The sequence below is a fragment of the Moorena sp. genome (genome assembly GCF_982860115.1).
In genome coordinates this window covers 1-18125 of record NZ_CEYLVT010000094.1, presented here as the reverse complement: position 1 = coordinate 18125, position 18125 = coordinate 1, and the positions used below count along the sequence as shown (strand labels likewise).

Here is an 18125-nt window from a genome sequence, read left to right as displayed (position 1 = left end):
ACTGCCTGAGTAGTCTATACTCCAGTGCCATTGTCAGTAGGATGCGATCGCGATTTTGACCCCCTCATGAACACTCACTTAAGTCCATTGAAGCTAAATACTTAGCCAAAAGCTCTATACTTGGGTAATTGTAAAGCAAATTAGTAGAGAGGTCTCGTTCCAGCCAAGCCTCCAATTCACCAGTCAACATTATTGAATCAGCCGATCCTAAACCATAGCGTTCAAAAGGAACAGAGCAATTTACCTCATCTTGTTCAATTTTCAACACTTTTGCTACATAGGCAACTAACCACGCTTTTATTTCTTCCCCTAAAGGCAGTTTCTTTTCTGGAGCCACCCTTGGCAGTTTTGCGACTATTTGACTGTACTGCTTCATCGCTTCACTGCGACTCATGCCTTTAAGTTGATTCCACCCTTGCCATTGAATATACTTTCGAGGTTGCAAAATCGGATCTGGCTCTTCCTCTAGACAATCTCCTTCCATTGCTTGTTGATATAGACTCTGAAGCTCTATTTGTTGCTTGCCTTGGGGTAGTTGAACATGACCAAAGCGAACTAGATTAGACATGGTCTGAAATTCTAATTCTGTATCGTCTAAATTATGAGAATCCATGACAACGTTGATGCCATGATCATCATGCCCTGACACCAAAATACAAAAATGTTTTTTGATGTTATGAAAATTTTCATCGATGAAATCGTCTTCCAAACGATGAGGATAAACCTGTACACTGGGACTAATGTAACGTGCATTAATAGCTAGTCGGCGTTGGTTAGAGTTATTGCTAGGAGAAGAATGCATAACCCTCTCTGTGAAAATAATGACTTGACCCATCTTCGCTGGTACAGCTTCCACTTCCCATTCATTTTCATCGAAGTCAAACACAGCTGAGTATTGTCTCCGTCCTTGCCAAACCATTTTGTGGTTTTTAATACCTGCAAACATTCCCTCCTCCGCAGGCACCTGCACTCGTCTAAATTTTTGCTTGTGCGTTCTATTAGCAAAATGCAAGCAGCCATTTTCAAGAGTAGCGTCATCTAAAGCTACCCATACGGTTAAATTTAAACAATCTTCATTTTTGGGATAAAGCAGTGCTGCCTTTTTAGGGTTATAGGCACTGGGGTCGTAAGACTCATAAACTTGATGCCATTTTATATCACCTTCTCCCGGCATTTTGCAAAAAACATTTGTGTTCCATAGTAGCAAATTATGCTCGCCTAATTGGTTTAATACCCGAACAATTTTGGGATTTTTAAATAACTCGGCTATCGGTTGATGAAACAGATGAAGGTCACGAGATGTGCTGAGATTCAATACATTGTTGTATAGCATCATCATCGGCTGACAATCTACTTCTTGAATAGAACTATTGCCTTCTAGGCATTTTTTAACAGATTCCACTTCTGCCCTTGTCAATAGATCAAGGGGGCCTACCCATCCTTTTTCTTCAAATTGTTTAATTTGGTCTTGTGTGAGCATAGTCATGATTTACCTTTTTTTAATTAAATTAATTGTTGATAACTTCCAACGTTTGTTCTAGAAAATAACTTCGGCAAGTGCGACGCATTATCTTGCCACTTGAAGTTTTAGGAATGCTTCCTGACTTGATCAAGGCGATCGTATCAACCTTGAGTTCGTGTTGCGCCATCAACGCCTGACGAATATCTCCAATTACTTCATCTAAATTCAGTTTTCGCAGCCAACTTCGCTCCACTTCCTGAACAACAACGAGTTTCTCTTCGCTATCTACCTCAATCCCAAAGGCTGCTCCAGCATTTTTACGCAGTGCCGAGTGGCTCTGTTCGACTGTAAATTCAATATCCTGGGGATAATGATTACACCCTCTAATAATGATAATATCCTTCAATCGACCAGTGACAAATAGCTGACCATCTTTAATAAACCCTAAGTCACCAGTCCGCAGAAATGGACCTTCCCCAGTGTCTTGTAAATAGGCTTTAAATGTATGTTTTGTTTCCTTTGGTTTATTCCAATAACCTTGAGCAACACTAACATCTGATACCCAAATTTCACCCACTTCATCTGGAGTACACCTCGTTAAAGTATTGGGATTAACAATAACGACTTCCATTCCACTGAGCGGGAAACCACAACTAACCACATATCGAGTTTCTTTTTGATTACTATCACACTCAATAATCTGATTTTTTTCTAATGCTGATGCAGAAACTGAGGCAATTTTTGGCACTTCTTGGTGAGGCTTTGTCGCCACTAATAAACTGGCTTCGGCAAGACCATAAGCTGGATAAAAAGCTGTGGCATTGAATCCACAAGGTTCAAAGGTTTTAATAAAATTTTCGATAGTGTCTTTACGGATTGGCTCTGCTCCATTACTGGCTGTGCTCCAACTGCTAAGATCTAAATTAGCTAATTGTTCTGATGTAACTCTGCGAACACAGTAGTCATAGCCAAAGTTAGGGCTTTGGCTATGGGTTACTCTATATTTAGAAATAACCTTCAGCCAGGTTATAGGGTTTTTGACAAACGTCAATGGTGAGATCACATAACAAGTGATACCAGAATAAATAGGCTGGATAAATCCATCAATCAGACCATAATCATGAAAATAAGGCATCCAAGTAGCAGCAATACTATCTGAAGTGTAGTTCCATGCTTGATTGATGCAGGCAGAATGGTGTATTATATTCTTATGGGTAACCATAACTCCTTTCGGAGTAGAGGTAGAACCAGAAGTATATTGTAAATAAGCTATAGCATCTGGGTTAATCGTTAATTCCTGCCATTGGTCTGCCAGTTTGTCTGGTATCTCTTCAGAATACAGCCATACTATCTTATTAAATTCAAGTTTTTTTTTCGATTCCTCTGAAAACTGAGAAAAAATTTGAGATGTAGTCAGCGCTAGGGAAGCTTCGGCATCCTTAATGAAACCTTGGAGTCTAGGCAGAGTTCGCTTTATCCGAATTGCATCAGGTGGAGGAGCAGGAATAGGAATGACTCCAGCATATAAACATCCAAAGAAAGCACAAATGAACTCAAGAGGCTGAGAATAAAGAAGCAATGCTCGCTCCCCTTCCTTTACCCCCATCTCCTGAAGCTGACCTGCGATCGCTCGTGCCCGCGTTTCCAATTTTCCATAAGTTAAGATTGCTGTCTCTTGTTTTTCATTGCGAAGAAAGCTATAGACTTTTTGGTCATGTTGATGTCTTGCTCGATAACCCAGCAGATCTACCAAGGATGAAAAGTTTTGCTTAGTTTTCATAAAACTTGTCCCCCATTCACATCAAGTTTCGGAAATAGACTGGGGAGCATGTCACTTATGCAGAACATTTGTACTAAGGTAATAGGTAATACAAACCCACCCCTAACCCCTCCCAGGAGGGGAAGGTAATAGGTAATAGGTAATAGGGGGAGCTAGTCCTGGATGAATATTTGTACATTATCTATAGCCCCCTCATGGGTTTAAGCTTGCTCTACTGGAAAATAGTACTAATGTTTCAGCAACTTTGACCTGCTCCCAATAGACTGTTTTTGTGAAGGCAATCTTTGGACCCGCATCCGTAACCCTTTTGTAGGACTTAGCACAGCCCCTTGACGGATAGGTTTGACTGATTCAGGAGCGATCAGTTCAATCTGCCAGTGAGACAAAATTGTTGCAATCACCATTTTCATTTCAAACAACGCAAATTCTTTGCCAATGCAGCGACGGTTTCCTCCACCAAACGGCAAAAATTCGTGAGGTGTAAATTTTCGTTCTAAAAATCGTTCGGGCTCAAACTGCTTGGGCTGAGGATACAAATCCTCCCGATGATGAGTCAAATAGATACCTGGAATAACTAAAGTTCCTGGCTCTAGCTGATAACCCATAATTTCAATGGGTGATTTAACCACTCGGTGTAAGCCAAGCAATATGACTGGATATATCCGTAGTGCTTCGGAACAAACCGCGTTTAAATAAGGCAAGCGCAAAATTACCTTTGGATTGAGGTCTCCACCCAGAGAATCCAATTCCTCTATGAGCTTGGCGCAGATTTGAGGCAAAGAGTAAATCCAGTATAATGCCCAAGCTAAAGCCGTTGCGGTTGTGTCATTGCCAGCAATTAACAAAGTAATCAGTTCATCATGTAACTCCTCCTCTGTCATCGGCAGACCTTCCTCATCGCGGGCTAACATCATCAGCGACAAGATGTCATAGCGGCTTTGGTTTGTCTGTTCTGTCCGCTCGTGAATTTCATCATAGATTAGTTGGTCAATGGTTTGGATCTCTCGCAAAAAACTTCCCCAAGGACTCCAAGCACCCAGGTCTTGACGTAGTGCCGGGATCATTATCGCCAGTATTCTTAACAATGGCGTTTTTAAAAGACCTATGGAGAGTTTTTTAAGAGTTTGGTACCGTAATTTGTCCTCTAGTCCAAAGATGACTTTGAGAATCACCTGAGTAGAGATTTCCCGCAACGATGGCAGAACCGAAAAAGGCTGATTTATTGGCCATTGGCTGCTGACTTCTTCGGTAATCTGGGAAATCAGCCTCCCGTTTTCTAGCATTTTCTCCCCGTGAAATGCAGGTGTTAGCAGTTTTCTCTGCCGTTGGTGAGGTTTTCCTTCTAGGGCCAGCAGGGATTGGGGGCCAAAAAAAGGTGAGTTGATCCCCGCCTGTTCACCCGAATCCAATTTGCTCGTAGGAGTGGAAAAAAACTGTTGGAGTCCTTGCGGATTAGTAACTACAACTTGAGGTTTAAAGGCTGGACCAATCCGGAGAGTAAAAATATCCCCATACCGATTTGCGCAAGCTTCCAAAAATTCTAACGGATCAGTGAGCCACTTTAGCGTTTGTAGTACAGCTGAATCTTTTGGACCATCAGGTAACTGAGGAGGTTGCATAATTTTGAATACTTTGTAATTATCTTTGGATAGATGAATGCTAACTAATCTTACCAATCCAACTTTGATAAAACTCTCTCATTTTTAACGGAGGCTTATCGTAATTGATATAAGCCCTGCCCCCATCTGGGCTCATAGTATTTAAGATGGCTAGATCCTGTCCCATCGTATATTCAGTTTGCAAAATATAAAACACAAAGTCAAGGATGCTCCGTAAAATATTGGTCTTTTTCTTGATCATTGTCAACATCCAAATCTGTGTCTTGTTTGCGGTAATTGGAGTGAAGCCGATTAACACCGCACATCTATCTAAGCCATCATGAAAAACAGTCATTTTAGCTCCAGTAGACCAACTATCTGTTCTGACTTGTACGTTCTGAGGATATAACCCTAAAGCATTAAAAACGGAACCTACTTTTCCGATATCATTATTGACATCAATCTTGAATTCTGACGAGAGTCCAATCCAAGCTTCTTTTGGAATAGGTGGTTTGCTATTTGACGTTAAGTACTGGTCGTCATTCAACAGATTGTAGTTAAGAGAACCAGAAAATTTTAAATTGTGTGTAGAGAAGAAGTGCAGAATATCAAATATGTTTTCTTGCACCCGCAGTACTGTGGTTGTTACATGATAATCTTTACGATAAAACATATAGTTATGCCTGTTGCTTTCAGCTTCTGGAAACTCAGGCAAAGGATACAGAGCAGTTGGGCTACCATACCACACCCAGATATAACCGTACCTTTCAGTAGTGGTATAAGCAGACTGAAAGGCTGTTGGAGGAATTGTGTCTGACTCAGGCACGAAAACACACTCCCCAAAGCGATTGTAATTCCAGCCATGATAAGGACATCGAATACAATCGTCTACAACTTTACCAATCGCCAAACTAGCCCCCATGTGTGAACAGTAAAGCTCCATGACAGATGGATAGCCGTTTTGATCCCGCCAAGCAATCAGTTGCTGACCAAATAACTGTATTTGTTTTGGCTTTTTCTGCAAAGCCTTGGAAGACATTGCAATATACCAACCTGTGGCAAAATTTACTGTCTTTTTTTCAACGGCTGTTTTTGATTGAGTGAAGTTTGGAACTGTAAGGCTTTTAAAATTATTCATTATTCGTTTTTAGTTGAGTTTTACCTATTCTTGTCCTAGGGAGTATTGTTGTGCGTGATCTTCTCTTAATGGAATAAACTCTAAAAGGTTAAATTCTTGGCGAATATCTAAAAGGGAACGATCAAGCATTGGTTCATATTCATAATATGGCCAATACTTTTGATGACCGCGAGTTTGAAACCACATCACAACTATTTCTGGTAGGACTAGAAGTAAGGAAATCACAACCAAAGTATAGAAACATAGTGGATTCTGCTCCTTCAGTATATTATCCAAAGTCGCGCTAACTGAGGGATCGTCCATGTCACGCAGCCACTCTTCATAAGCACGCACATAGTCTTTAAATGTGTAGTTGGTTATAAACAATGTTAAAAAGAAAACTCTCCATTCATCACACATATCAGTATCACAAGCAAATACAATATGGGTAATATCATGAGCCATTAAAAGTTTGCCAAAATCCTGCCTAATTCGATTTGGATCAGTGTTTTTATTATTTTCTTTGAAATACTCTTCCATACCTTGCCGTAGGGTTTGAGTACTATATTTATCTGTATATTGCAGGTATCGTTTAAAAGAACGTCGATTCATTTCAAATTTATTACCCTTATGCTAACTAAATATAATGCACACACACAAAAGCAGTAAAAAAAAATACAGAGATTATAAAGTGAATTCATCACTTGATGACCAGAAATATGTGAAGACATTCATTATTAATTGAAATAACAATGGGGCATGCCAATAGTCTCGGAACAATCTGGCGGTATGATGATGTCGGGATGTGCAACGCTGATCTGTTTTGCAGTACTCACCCTGTTGGTCTAGCTAAAGCTAACACCGATCATTACTGAGCAACACCGGGAGCATGTCAATTTTGTTAATCCCTGATTTAGATCCCCCTAAATCCCCCTTAATAAGGGGGACTTTTGAATCTAATTCCCCCCTTTTTTAAGGGGGGCTAGGGGGGATCTATTTACCTAATTACAAAGGTGACATGCTCCCGCAACACCTTCATGACAAAGTCATTATCCATCGCTGCTCGGTAGCGTTTTTGGGCAATACTTTGCTTGGATGCTTCTCGTTTGAGTAAATTCAGCTGACAAGGGTCGCAACAGTCCTATATTCAATTCCATATTCAATGGTTCATGTCCGGTGTGAATCCGGCTGTAGTCGATGCCATTGGTGACATCGTTCCACCCAGTGGAGGCTATTTTCAATTTTCCAATCGGAACGTATCGCCGTCACTAAAACCCTGGTATCTGCGGCTAAGCTGGTGATGTAGAAACACACCTCAGTGGTCATTTTATTCCAAAGACGTCGGTCTCGTTATCAATTAGTCAATGCTGTGGCTGCGGTTTAACCCGACGCTCATCCAATCTCTCAAACTCTTTGATTACGCTACCTTTCAACTTTTTAATCGTCACCGAAGGAGGGTAAATAGTAGGAGCACCGAAACCTTTTGACATGAGGATTGAGTGGATCTGGAAAGGACTGATTCTATTTCTATGGAGTGTCCTTGATTCGATAGGGGTTGTCTAGTCCTATTAATGGCTGTGTTAAACACCTATTTTGTCAAGTACAATTTCTACAAAATAGCTGCAATTACCCTGTCCTTAATCCCATTTTAATCTACCTCATTTAACTCAGAAATACTATAGTTTGGCTGAAGAGGTTTGTAAACTACTATAGTTTGAGTGAGGAGGTTTGTAAAACTAACCTTACTTAAGAGAAGGCACTACGAACCATTTCTCGAGTTTGTTCTTTGGTGATCTCACCGATATTGTTTGTATCAATTTGAGAAAAACTTTCTGATGCTGCGCCTAGATTTGACTCAAACAGTAAAAAGAAAGATTTGCTCTCGTTAAAATTAATCTTTCCATCGCCATTAGTATCTGCTAGATCAAACACCATATCTGTTGTCTTAACAAATACATCTTCAATAAGACTAGTTCCAGCATTATCTGCAAAGTTCAGGAATTCCTCAAGAGTTACTTTCTGATCTCCATTTGAATCAACTGCTTGCTGCACTTTTCCCCATATTTCCAACAACTGTGATTCTATGGCATTGTGTTCTGATGAACCCACCTCATAACCCTTGAGCATTGCTAAGGACTTAGCTTTTTCTACATAGTCTTCAGCTGAAAGAAATCCTGAGCGATCAAAATCTAGGGAATTAAATCCGACTTGCAACTTGGATTTTTGCTGTTCTGTTAGAGCCATGATGATTAATCTATATACTGTGAATTCGTCAACAATTTTAGTGGTGTATTTCAGGTATAAGCCTAAAACCACCATGGCCAATCTATCACAGTATTTCTGAAGGTCAATCTTTTTTTAAAAAAAGTTAACATACGCAAATATAAAAACAATTGTTCTAAATTTACGCGGTTTTCACTGATGACAACACACAGCATAGGAGATATTACTATTCGAGGGTCGAAAAAACAATTATTCTAAATTTACGCGGTTTTTACTGATGACAACACACAGCATAGGAGATATTACTGATCGAGGGTCGAAAAAAAAACTATTCTAAATTTACGCGGTTTTTACTGATGACAACACACAGCATACGAGATATCACTGATCGAGGGTCGAGGGTCGAAAAAAAAAATATCCGAAATTTTTGCGTTTTTCACTGATGACAACACACAGCATACGAGATATCACTGATCGAGGGTGGAATGGTAAAAAAAATATCCGAAATTTTACCTGTTGTCAATGATGACAAAACACAGAAGACAAGATATGATTGTTCGAGTGTTGTATGATGTATCACTGAACTTTAGTCTCAACTCCAAATCTCAAAGGAGGAAATAAATATTCTCAATGGAATCCATCGCGATTATAGGTATTGGTTGCCGTTTTCCAAGTGCTAAAGATCCAGAATCTTTTTGGCATTTACTCCAGAATGGATTCCATGGAATTACGGAGGTGCCAAAAAATCGATGGAATGGAAATGCTCTGTACGATCCAAAGCCAGCAACACCAGGAAAAATGAACACACGTTGGGGGGCTTTTCTACAGGGGATCGATTTATTCGATCCAGGATTCTTCGGGATTTCGCCTCGGGAAGCAGTGTCAGTAGACCCCCAGCACAGATTAATATTAGAGGTTGCATGGGAAGCGTTGGAAAACGCTGGAATTGTACCGGAGAATTTAAATAACAGCCAGACAGGGGTTTTTCTAGGAATTGTCGGCAGCGACTATGGCAGATTTGTATTTGGTAATCCGCTCTCTATAGATGCCTATGGTGGCACTGGGGTCACCCCTAGCATTGCTGCCAATCGTCTTTCTTATTTATTAAATCTACATGGACCAAGCTTAGTGATAGACACGGCTTGTTCCTCATCACTAGTAGCATTACATTTTGCTTGCCAAAGTCTCCAAAGCGGAGAATCTAATTTGTGCTTGGTAGGAGGGGTGAATTTAACGTTATCCCCAGAGTATACCCTGGCTTTTTCTCAAGCTCGGATGATGGCTGGCGACGGTCTTTGTAAAACCTTTGACGCTGCTGCTAATGGTTATGTACGCGGAGAGGGATGCGGCGTAATTGTGATTAAGCGTCTTAGTGATGCTATCCAAGCTGAAGACAATGTTCTAGCAGTTATTAGAGGCTCGGCAGTTAATCATGACGGTTTGAGTAATGGTATTACTGCTCCTAACGGATGCTCACAGCAAGCTGTGATTCGTCAAGCTTTAAAAAATGCTGGTATAGCCCCAGCCCAAATTAGTTATCTGGAAGCCCACGGTACTGGTACATCCTTGGGAGACCCAATTGAAGTTGAATCTATCCAAGCAGTGCTAGGAAAGGGGCGAACACCAGAGCAGCGCTGTTGGATTGGCTCGGTCAAGACAAATATCGGACATTTAGAGGCCGCAGCCGGGATAGCTGGGCTAATTAAGGTCGTTTTATCTTTGCATCATCGGCAAATACCACCCCATTTGCATTTAAAGCAACTTAATCCCTTAATTAAGTTAGCAGGAACCCCCTTTGGCATACCTACTCAGTGCCAGTCTTGGTCTGTTGTTACAGGGTCTCGCATCGCTGGGGTAAGCTCCTTTAGCTTTGGCGGTACCAATTGCCATGTCATTTTAGAAGAAGCCCCCAGACAGGTGGCAAGAGCTAACGAAATCGAGCGTCCTCTCCATCTATTAACCCTATCGGCTAAAACAGAAGATGCATTATGGGAATTAGTTAGTCACTATCAAAGCTATCTGCAAAATCATCAGTCCGACGCGATCGCTTCAGTTTGTTTCAGTGCCAATACCGGGCGTTCACACTTTCAGCATCGTCTAGGGATCATTACATCTAACCAAGAAGACTTAGCTGATAAATTCGCAAAAATTAGTGCAGCAGAAAAAGCTAATGGTGTTTTTTCTGGAAAACTCTCTAGTAATCATCAATCCCCTAAAATTGCATTTCTATTTACAGGGCAGGGTTCTCAGTATGTCAACATGGGAAGACAACTCTATAAAACCCAGCCCGTTTTTCGTCGAACCTTAGATCGGTGCGATCGCATTCTACAATCTTATTTAGAAAAATCTATTGTAGACATTCTTTATCCTGAAGATAGCCAAGACTTAAATAGTTCCGTCATTGACCAAACTGCCTATACCCAAGTTACTCTCTTTGCGATTGAATATGCCCTAGCCGAGTTATGGCAATCCTGGGGAATAAAACCGGATGTGGTTATGGGCCATAGTGTAGGAGAATATGTTGCAGCAACAATCGCAGGAGTATTTAGTTTAGACGATGGTTTAAAATTGATTGCCCATCGGGGACGCTTAATGCAGCAGTTAGATCAAGAGGGTACGATGCTAGCTGTTATGGCATCAGAGCAAGACATACGTCCATTAATTACCTCATACAAAACAGAAGTTGCAATCGCCGCCATCAACGGACCCCAAAACGTTGTCATTTCCGGTCAAGCAGAAGCGATTAGGATTCTGGAAAGCCGCTTAGAATCACAGGGAATTAAGAGCAAACGCCTACAAGTCTCCCACGCTTTTCATTCACCCTTGATGGAACCGATTTTGGCGGAATTTGAAGCAGTCACCCATCAAATCACCTATGATCGCCCTCGAATTCCGTTAATTTCCAATGTAACAGGAAGTCGAGCCGATGATACTATTACCACAGCAACCTACTGGGTAAATCACATCCGCCAACCCGTGAAGTTTGCTCAAAGTATGAAAACCTTGCATCAAGAACGTTACAAAATATTCCTAGAAATTGGAGCTAAGCCCATTTTAATAGGGATGGGAAAACAGTGTTTGCCAGAAGGAACAGGAGTTTGGCTACCCTCTCTACATCCGGCTCAAGACGACTGGCAACAAATGCTCCATAGTTTGGGAGAATTATATGTGCGGGGACTTAACCTTGACTGGTCAGGCTTTGATAAAGATTATGCCCGTAGCAAGGTAGCATTGCCCACTTATCCCTTTCAACGGCAACGCTACTGGCTTGAAACAGATAATAGTGAAATAGATAATAAGTTAATATCTAAACCAGAATCCTTATCAAATCAGGAGAATATTCACCCCCTACAAGGACTAAACGTTAAACGAGTCACTGCTCAAGCCATAGTAGGAAGCAATCAAGACTCCATACAGGATTGGTTTTACGAAGTAAAATGGCGTACCAAAGTTTTCTTTAGTAAGCAGATGAGGGGTAATTATTTACCAACTCCTGATGAAATTGACCTCAAACTCAGTCCTCAAGTTACCCATCTAATCGCTAAACCTGACTTAGAAATATATCAAGAAGTCTTAACCCAGTTAGAGACTTTGAGTATAAACTATGTTCTCAAAGCTTTCCAGGAATTGGGATGGAACTTCCAAGTAGGAGACTCTTTTTCAAGGTCACTAATTGCCCAGAAATTGGGGATAGTCCAGCATCATCACAGGCTATTGGGACGTTTGCTCGAAATGCTGTGGGAAGTGGGAATCCTCAAACCCATGGACAGTAAGTGGGAAGTCGCTCAAGTACCATTAGTTCAAAACCCAGAGATCCTCTTTAGCTCCTTATCAAGTCAATATCCCAATGCAAGCACAGAACTAACTATTTTGAAACGTTGTGCTTCTCAACTCGCTTCTGTGCTACGGGGAGAATCTGACCCAGCGCAATTAGTTTTCCCAGAAGGAGATTTAAGCTCTGTTACCCAACTTTATCAGAACTCTTCAGAATCTAAGGTGATGAACACCTTGGTTCAACAAGCCGTCTTATCCGCATTGGAAAAATTACCAAAATCTCGTGGAGTGCGACTGTTAGAAATTGGGGCAGAAACTGGAGGAACTACCGCTCATATCTTACCTCACTTGAATCCAGAGCAAACAGACTATGTATTCACGGATATTGGCTCTTTCTTCATCACCAAAGCTCAGGATAAATTTAAAGATTATCCTTTTGTTCGCTATCAAAACCTAGACATTGAGCAAGACCCATCCACTCAAGGATTTGAACTCCACCAGTATGATTTGATTATTGCAGCGAATGTGCTGCACGCAACCCAAGATTTACGTCAGACCTTACAACACGTAAAGAGGTTATTAGCACCACAAGGAATAGTCATCTTGGTGGAAACAACGGTTCGCCAAAGATGGTTGGATTTAATTTTTGGACTTCTTGAAGGTTGGTGGCGGTTTAGTGATTTAGATTTAAGACCCGATTATCCATTACTCTCAGCCAAAAAATGGCAACAACTGCTTCAACACAGTGGTTTTAAACAAGCTGTCAGTATCCCGGATAGTCAGGATACTAATGTTGCCTTGTCAAGGCAAGCAGTAATTTTAGCTCAAGATTCAGATACGTCATTATCGAATACTAAATCTGAATCAATGGGTCATTGGTTAATTTTTGCAGACACCTTTGCAGACAGAACAGTTGTCGGAGAAAAGTTAGCCCAAAAATTACAGCAGCAAGGGGGTGAATGTAGTTTAGTCTATCGAGGCGATCACTACCAAAAACTACAGAAAGGTTCTTATCAACTCAATCCCTCTAACCCCCAAGAGTTTGAACAACTGATTCAGTCTATTCAAAAAAACAGTAACTTTCCGTTAAAAAGGGTAATTCATTTGTGGAGTTTAGATGCTCCAGATCCCCAAGAGTTAACAATCACCACCTTAAAGTCTGTTCAGCGCTGGGGATGTGGCGCAGTGCTTCACTTAGTGAAAGCATTAATCAAAACCAAGTCTATGCCCCAGCTATGGCTAGTGACCCGTGGCAGTCAATCAATCCTCTCTAAAACAGAACAAGTCTCAGTGGCTGCATCACCTTTGTGGGGTATGGGGCGAGTAGTCTCTCTAGAACATCCGCAGATGTGGGGGGGGTTAGTAGATTTAGACCCACAATCTCCAGAGTCTGAAACCGAAACACTCTTGAAACTTATAGCAGATCATGATCAGCCAGAAGATCATCTAGCTATTCGAGGAGAGGAGATATATGTAGCTCGTTTAGTCAAGCAATCTTGTAACCCATCCCAACCCTTATCACTAGAGTCAAATGCCACTTATCTGATTACAGGCGGATTGGGAGCTTTAGGATTACATACAGCTAAGTGGATGGTTGAGAAGAGCGCAAGACATCTGGTATTAATCAGTCGCACTCAACCCTCACAAGAGCAACTAGAAGCGATCAGTGATTTAAAACAACAGGGAGCTAAAGTCATTGTCGCTCAAGCTGATGTCTGTAATTTTGAAGAACTTTCAAAAGTCTTTGAGCAAATAGACAGCTACTTAGCCCCCCTGAAAGGCATTGTTCATGCTGCCGGTATAGGAGCATTGCAACCAATTGAGCAGATGACACTGACTCAGTTAGAACAGGTAATGGCTGCTAAAGTCATCGGTGGATGGATACTTCATCAATTGACCGAAGATAAAAAGCTAGACTTTTTTGTGAGCTTCTCATCTATGACTGCTGTATGGGGTGCCACCGGTCAAGCCCACTATGCAGCATCGAACTGTTTCTTAGATGGGTTAAGCTATTACCGTCAAGCCAAGGGGTTGCCCAGTTTTAGTATCAATTGGGGACCTTGGTTCGGTGGTGGTATGGCAGGAGAACAAGAGTTAAAGAAAGCCCGGAAAATAGGTGTGGAACCCCTATCTCCCGAGCAGGGAATCGCCGCCTTAGAGCAATTATGGAGAAGGGATCACATCCAAACAACAGTAGCGAATGTCAATTGGAATTTATTCAAACAACTGTATCAAATCAAAAGACAACGATTACTTATAGAAGAGATTGAAGTCACTCCCCTCAACAAACAACGAGCACATTCTCAGCAAAATGTTGAAATATTACAATCCCTAAAAGCAGCTGCTCCACGAGAAAGAGAAAATCGTTTGATAACTTACCTCCAAGATGAAATATCTCAAGTCCTAAGAATCAGCTCTTCCCAAATTGATGTACAACAGCCTCTTAACAAAATGGGAATAGATTCTCTGATGGCTTTAGAATTGCGAAATCGGCTGAAAACAGCTTTAACAGTGGATGTACCAATCGTCAAATTTATAGAAGATACCAGTATTATTGACTTAGTAACCAAAGTATTAGTAGCAGCAGTCAATGAAAAACTGATCAAAACTGACTTAGGTCAAAGGTTTGAGTCAGACAATATCGAAACAACGCTATTCAGTAGTACCGAAGATAATGATTGGATTGAGGGGGAACTATGAATTTATTTGATTTTTTACAAGACCTGGTCATCAAAGGGTGGAAATTTTGGAGCGAAAATGGGAAACTTCGCTATCGTGCCCCAAAGGAAGAGTCAAACTCTCTAATCTTAGATCAACTGAAACGGCATAAAGCCGAAATCTTACAATTACTTCAGGAAAATCCCAGCCTTTTTAATAGTTATCCCCTTTCCTACGGTCAACGAGGACTTTGGTTTTTGTGGCAACTCGCACCAGAAAGTTATGCTTATAACCTATCCTTTTCTGCTCGTGTTTCTTCAAAAGTAGATATTACAGCGATAAAAAACGCATTTAGGACGCTAAGAAAACGCCATCCAATCTTGCGTACTACTTTTCCAAAACGAGGTCAAGAACCGATCCAACAGGTTCATGAAACTCAGGAATTAGATTTCTTGCAAATTGATGCTTCGACTTGGGACGAAGATAAACGAAAAGCGAAAGTCCTTGAGGCTCATCAAACTCTCTTTGATCTTGAGAAAGGACCAGTAATGCGAGTCAGATGGTTTAGGTGTTCTGACCATGAGCATATCTTATTGCTGACTATCCATCATATTGCTTGCGATCGCTGGTCGATAGATGTGCTTATACAGGAGTTTGCAAAGCTCTACCAGGCACAACAGACTGATCTAGAAATATCCCTTCCTCCTCTAAAACATTCCTATCAAGATTATGTTAGATGGGAAAGGAAAATGCTCTCAGGAACTCAAGGAGCAGAATTGTGGAACTACTGGCAGTATCAACTAGCAGGAGAATTACCATCACTAAATCTAGCAACTGATAGACAGCGACCGCCCGTACAGACCTATAACGGTGCTTCCTATGAATTCAAATTATCTTCCCAGCTGACCGAGCAACTGAAGGAACTAGCTCAAAACGAGGGAGTAACATTGTACATGATGCTCTTGGCTGCGTTTAAGGTGTTGCTCTATCGTTATACAGGTCAGGAAGATCTTCTTGTGGGTTCTCCCACCGCAGGCAGAAGTAGACCGGAGTTTACTTCTATTTTCGGCTACTTTGCTGACCCCGTTGTGATACGGACAAATTTATCTAATAATCCTACTTTTAAAGAATTTATTGGTCAAGTTCGTCAAAGAGTTCTCGAAGCACTAACTCATCAAGACTATCCATTTGCTCTGCTGGTTGAAAAGCTACAGCCACACCGTGACCCCAGCCGTTCACCAATTTTTCAAGCTTCTTTTGATCTACTGCAGTTACAACAATCTAAAGATATACAGAAATTGTTGGTCCATGAGGCTGACAACGATATTGATTGGGGAGGGCTGAAACTAAGACCTTTTCAAATCCCTCATAACGAAGGTCAGTTTGATTTAGATTTAGAAATTATTGATCACAGTTCATTTATTTTTGGAACTTTAAAGTACAACTGTGACTTGTTTGATGGGTCAACTATTGAACGTATCGCCCATCATTTCCAAAACTTGTTGTCAGCTATTGTAGAAAATTCTCAACAAGCTGTGGGTAAATTATCCCTGTTAAGGGAAGCGGAACACCATCAGGTATTGGTGGAATGGAATGAAACAGTAACGGCATATCCCTCAGAGCAATTTATCCATCAGTTGTTTGAAGAACAGGTAGAGAAAACACCCGATGCTGTAGCGGTGGTGTTTGATACAGAACAGTTGACATATCGAGAATTAAACCAAAGAGCTAACCAGCTAGCACATTGCCTACAAACCTTTGGGGTAAAACCAGAAGTATTGGTAGGACTATACATCGAAAGATCCGTGGAAATGGTAGTGGCACTTTTAGGGATACTTAAGGCTGGTGGGGCTTATGTGCCCCTCGATTCCAGTTATCCCCAAGAACGCCTAAGTTATATGTTAGAGGATTCGAGTATTGGAGTGCTGCTTACTCAACCGTCTTTGCTCGCATCTTTGCCACAAAACCAAGCACGAGTGATTTGTTTGGATAGGAATTGGGCATCAATAGAGCAACATAGTCAAGACAATCTTGATCCTGGATTATGTTCCGATAGTTTGGCTTATGTGATTTATACGTCTGGTTCTACTGGACAACCCAAGGGGGTTGCCATGACTCATCGCCCTCTTGTTAACCTTATAAATTGGCAACTGAAGCAATCCTCTGCCAAAGACGGCACCAAGACAGGGCAATTTACACCAATAAGCTTCGATGTTTCTTTCCAAGAAATCTTATCTACTTGGTGTTCCGGTGGAACATTAGTGTTGATACCAGAAGATGTGCGAAGAGATGGCACAGAATTGTTAAAATTTCTTACACAACAAAAAATTGAAAGACTGTTTCTACCGTTTGTTGCTCTAGAACAGTTAGCTACTAGCGCTTCTAATACTCAATTTCTGCCATCTGACCTGCGTGAATTGATTACTGCGGGAGAACAGTTACAAATTACTCCCACTCTAGTCAGATTTTTCGACAGGTTGTTTAATTGCACACTAGAAAATCATTACGGACCAACAGAAACTCATGTGGTAAGTGCTTTTAGATTAAAGGGTTTTCCCAGTAATTGGTCATCACTTCCACCCATTGGTCGTCCCATCGCCAATACCCAACTCTACATACTAGACAAATACCTCCAACCAGTACCTATAGGCGTAGCCGGAGAATTATACATTGGAGGTGATAGCTTAGCCAGGGGGTATCTCAACCGCCCAGAACTAACCAAAGAAAAATTCATCCAAAACCCCTTCTCTAATTCCAAATCAGAACGCCTTTACAAAACAGGAGATCTCGCCCGCTACTTGAGTGATGGTAACATCGAGTTACTTGGTCGCATCGACAACCAAATCAAGGTGCGGGGCTTCCGCATCGAACCTGGAGAAATCGAAGCAGTCCTCAATACCCATCCCAAGATCGAACAAGCTGTTGTTATTGCCCTAGACAATATTCCTGGAAACAAACGCTTAGTTGCCTATTTAGTCACATCGGATCAATCGTTTACCACCACGGAACTACATCAATACCTCAAGCAAAAACTACCGGAGTATATGATCCCGAGCAGTTTCTTGCTGTTAGAGAAACTGCCGTTAACTCCCAGTGGCAAAATAGACCGTAAAGCACTGCCAGCACTTGAAGCCAAATTAATTTCCTCAACAGAGTTTGTGCCACCTCGCACAGCTATAGAGCAGAGGATCGCCGAGATATTTGCAGCAGTACTGAAAGTGCCAGCAGTAGGCATCCATGACAACTTCTTTGAATTAGGAGGACACTCACTGATCGCCACCCAAGTGATTGCCCGTCTACAACAAGCTTTTAAGCTCCAACTCCCCCTACAAACACTATTTGAATCCCCCACAGTTGGCCAACTCAGCCTTGTCCTCAGCCAATGCTCTCAAGGGGAGTCAGCCGAGTTCAGCTCACAGCTGACCCTGCCCACCCTGAGCCCGGCACCAGAGGAGCGCTACCAACCCTTCCCCCTCACAGAAATCCAACAAGCCTACTGGCTTGGTCGTAATC

At 41.5% G+C, this 18125-nt stretch carries 9 protein-coding genes; 2 read left to right on the top strand and 7 right to left on the bottom strand.

What is annotated here, in order from left to right; all coding sequences use genetic code 11:
- Window positions 1-64 precede the first annotated feature (64 nt).
- From AC4II3_RS17135 to AC4II3_RS17105, 7 genes are all read right to left on the bottom strand, one after another.
- Window positions 65-1486, bottom strand: a complete 1422-nt coding sequence (locus AC4II3_RS17135) for an acyl-CoA-binding protein (RefSeq protein WP_488009938.1) — start codon at window positions 1484-1486, stop codon at window positions 65-67.
- 22 nt (window positions 1487-1508) lie between these two features.
- The gene (locus AC4II3_RS17130) at window positions 1509-3242 is read right to left on the bottom strand and encodes a fatty acyl-AMP ligase (protein WP_488009936.1); all 1734 of its coding nucleotides are present in this window, start codon (window positions 3240-3242) and stop codon (window positions 1509-1511) included.
- A 227-nt stretch (window positions 3243-3469) separates the two neighbouring features.
- Window positions 3470-4861 carry a cytochrome P450 gene (locus AC4II3_RS17125; RefSeq protein ID WP_488009934.1) on the bottom strand — a complete coding sequence of 464 codons (1392 nt, stop codon included), beginning with the start codon at window positions 4859-4861 and terminating at the stop codon, window positions 3470-3472.
- Window positions 4862-4901: 40 nt separating this feature from the next.
- On the bottom strand, window positions 4902-5978 hold the full coding sequence (locus AC4II3_RS17120; RefSeq protein WP_488009932.1) for a Rieske 2Fe-2S domain-containing protein: 1077 nt from the start codon (window positions 5976-5978) through the stop codon (window positions 4902-4904).
- A gap of 24 nt (window positions 5979-6002) precedes the next feature.
- Complete coding sequence (locus AC4II3_RS17115; RefSeq protein WP_488009930.1) at window positions 6003-6569, bottom strand: hypothetical protein; 567 nt, start codon at window positions 6567-6569, stop codon at window positions 6003-6005.
- Window positions 6570-7006: 437 nt separating this feature from the next.
- On the bottom strand, window positions 7007-7198 hold the full coding sequence (locus AC4II3_RS17110) for a hypothetical protein (RefSeq protein ID WP_488009928.1): 192 nt from the start codon (window positions 7196-7198) through the stop codon (window positions 7007-7009).
- Between the two features lie 505 nt (window positions 7199-7703).
- Window positions 7704-8276, bottom strand: a complete 573-nt coding sequence (locus AC4II3_RS17105) for an EF-hand domain-containing protein (RefSeq protein ID WP_488009926.1) — start codon at window positions 8274-8276, stop codon at window positions 7704-7706.
- Window positions 8277-8810: 534 nt separating this feature from the next.
- On the opposite strand from AC4II3_RS17105, the gene AC4II3_RS17100 reads away from it, so the two are divergent.
- Entirely contained in the window at window positions 8811-14654 is a 5844-nt protein-coding gene (locus AC4II3_RS17100; protein WP_488009924.1) for an SDR family NAD(P)-dependent oxidoreductase, read from the top strand.
- Window positions 14651-18125: non-ribosomal peptide synthetase (locus AC4II3_RS17095; RefSeq protein WP_488029298.1), on the top strand; the 3475-nt coding region annotated here is incomplete at its 3' end. The genes AC4II3_RS17100 and AC4II3_RS17095, both read left to right, overlap by 4 nt.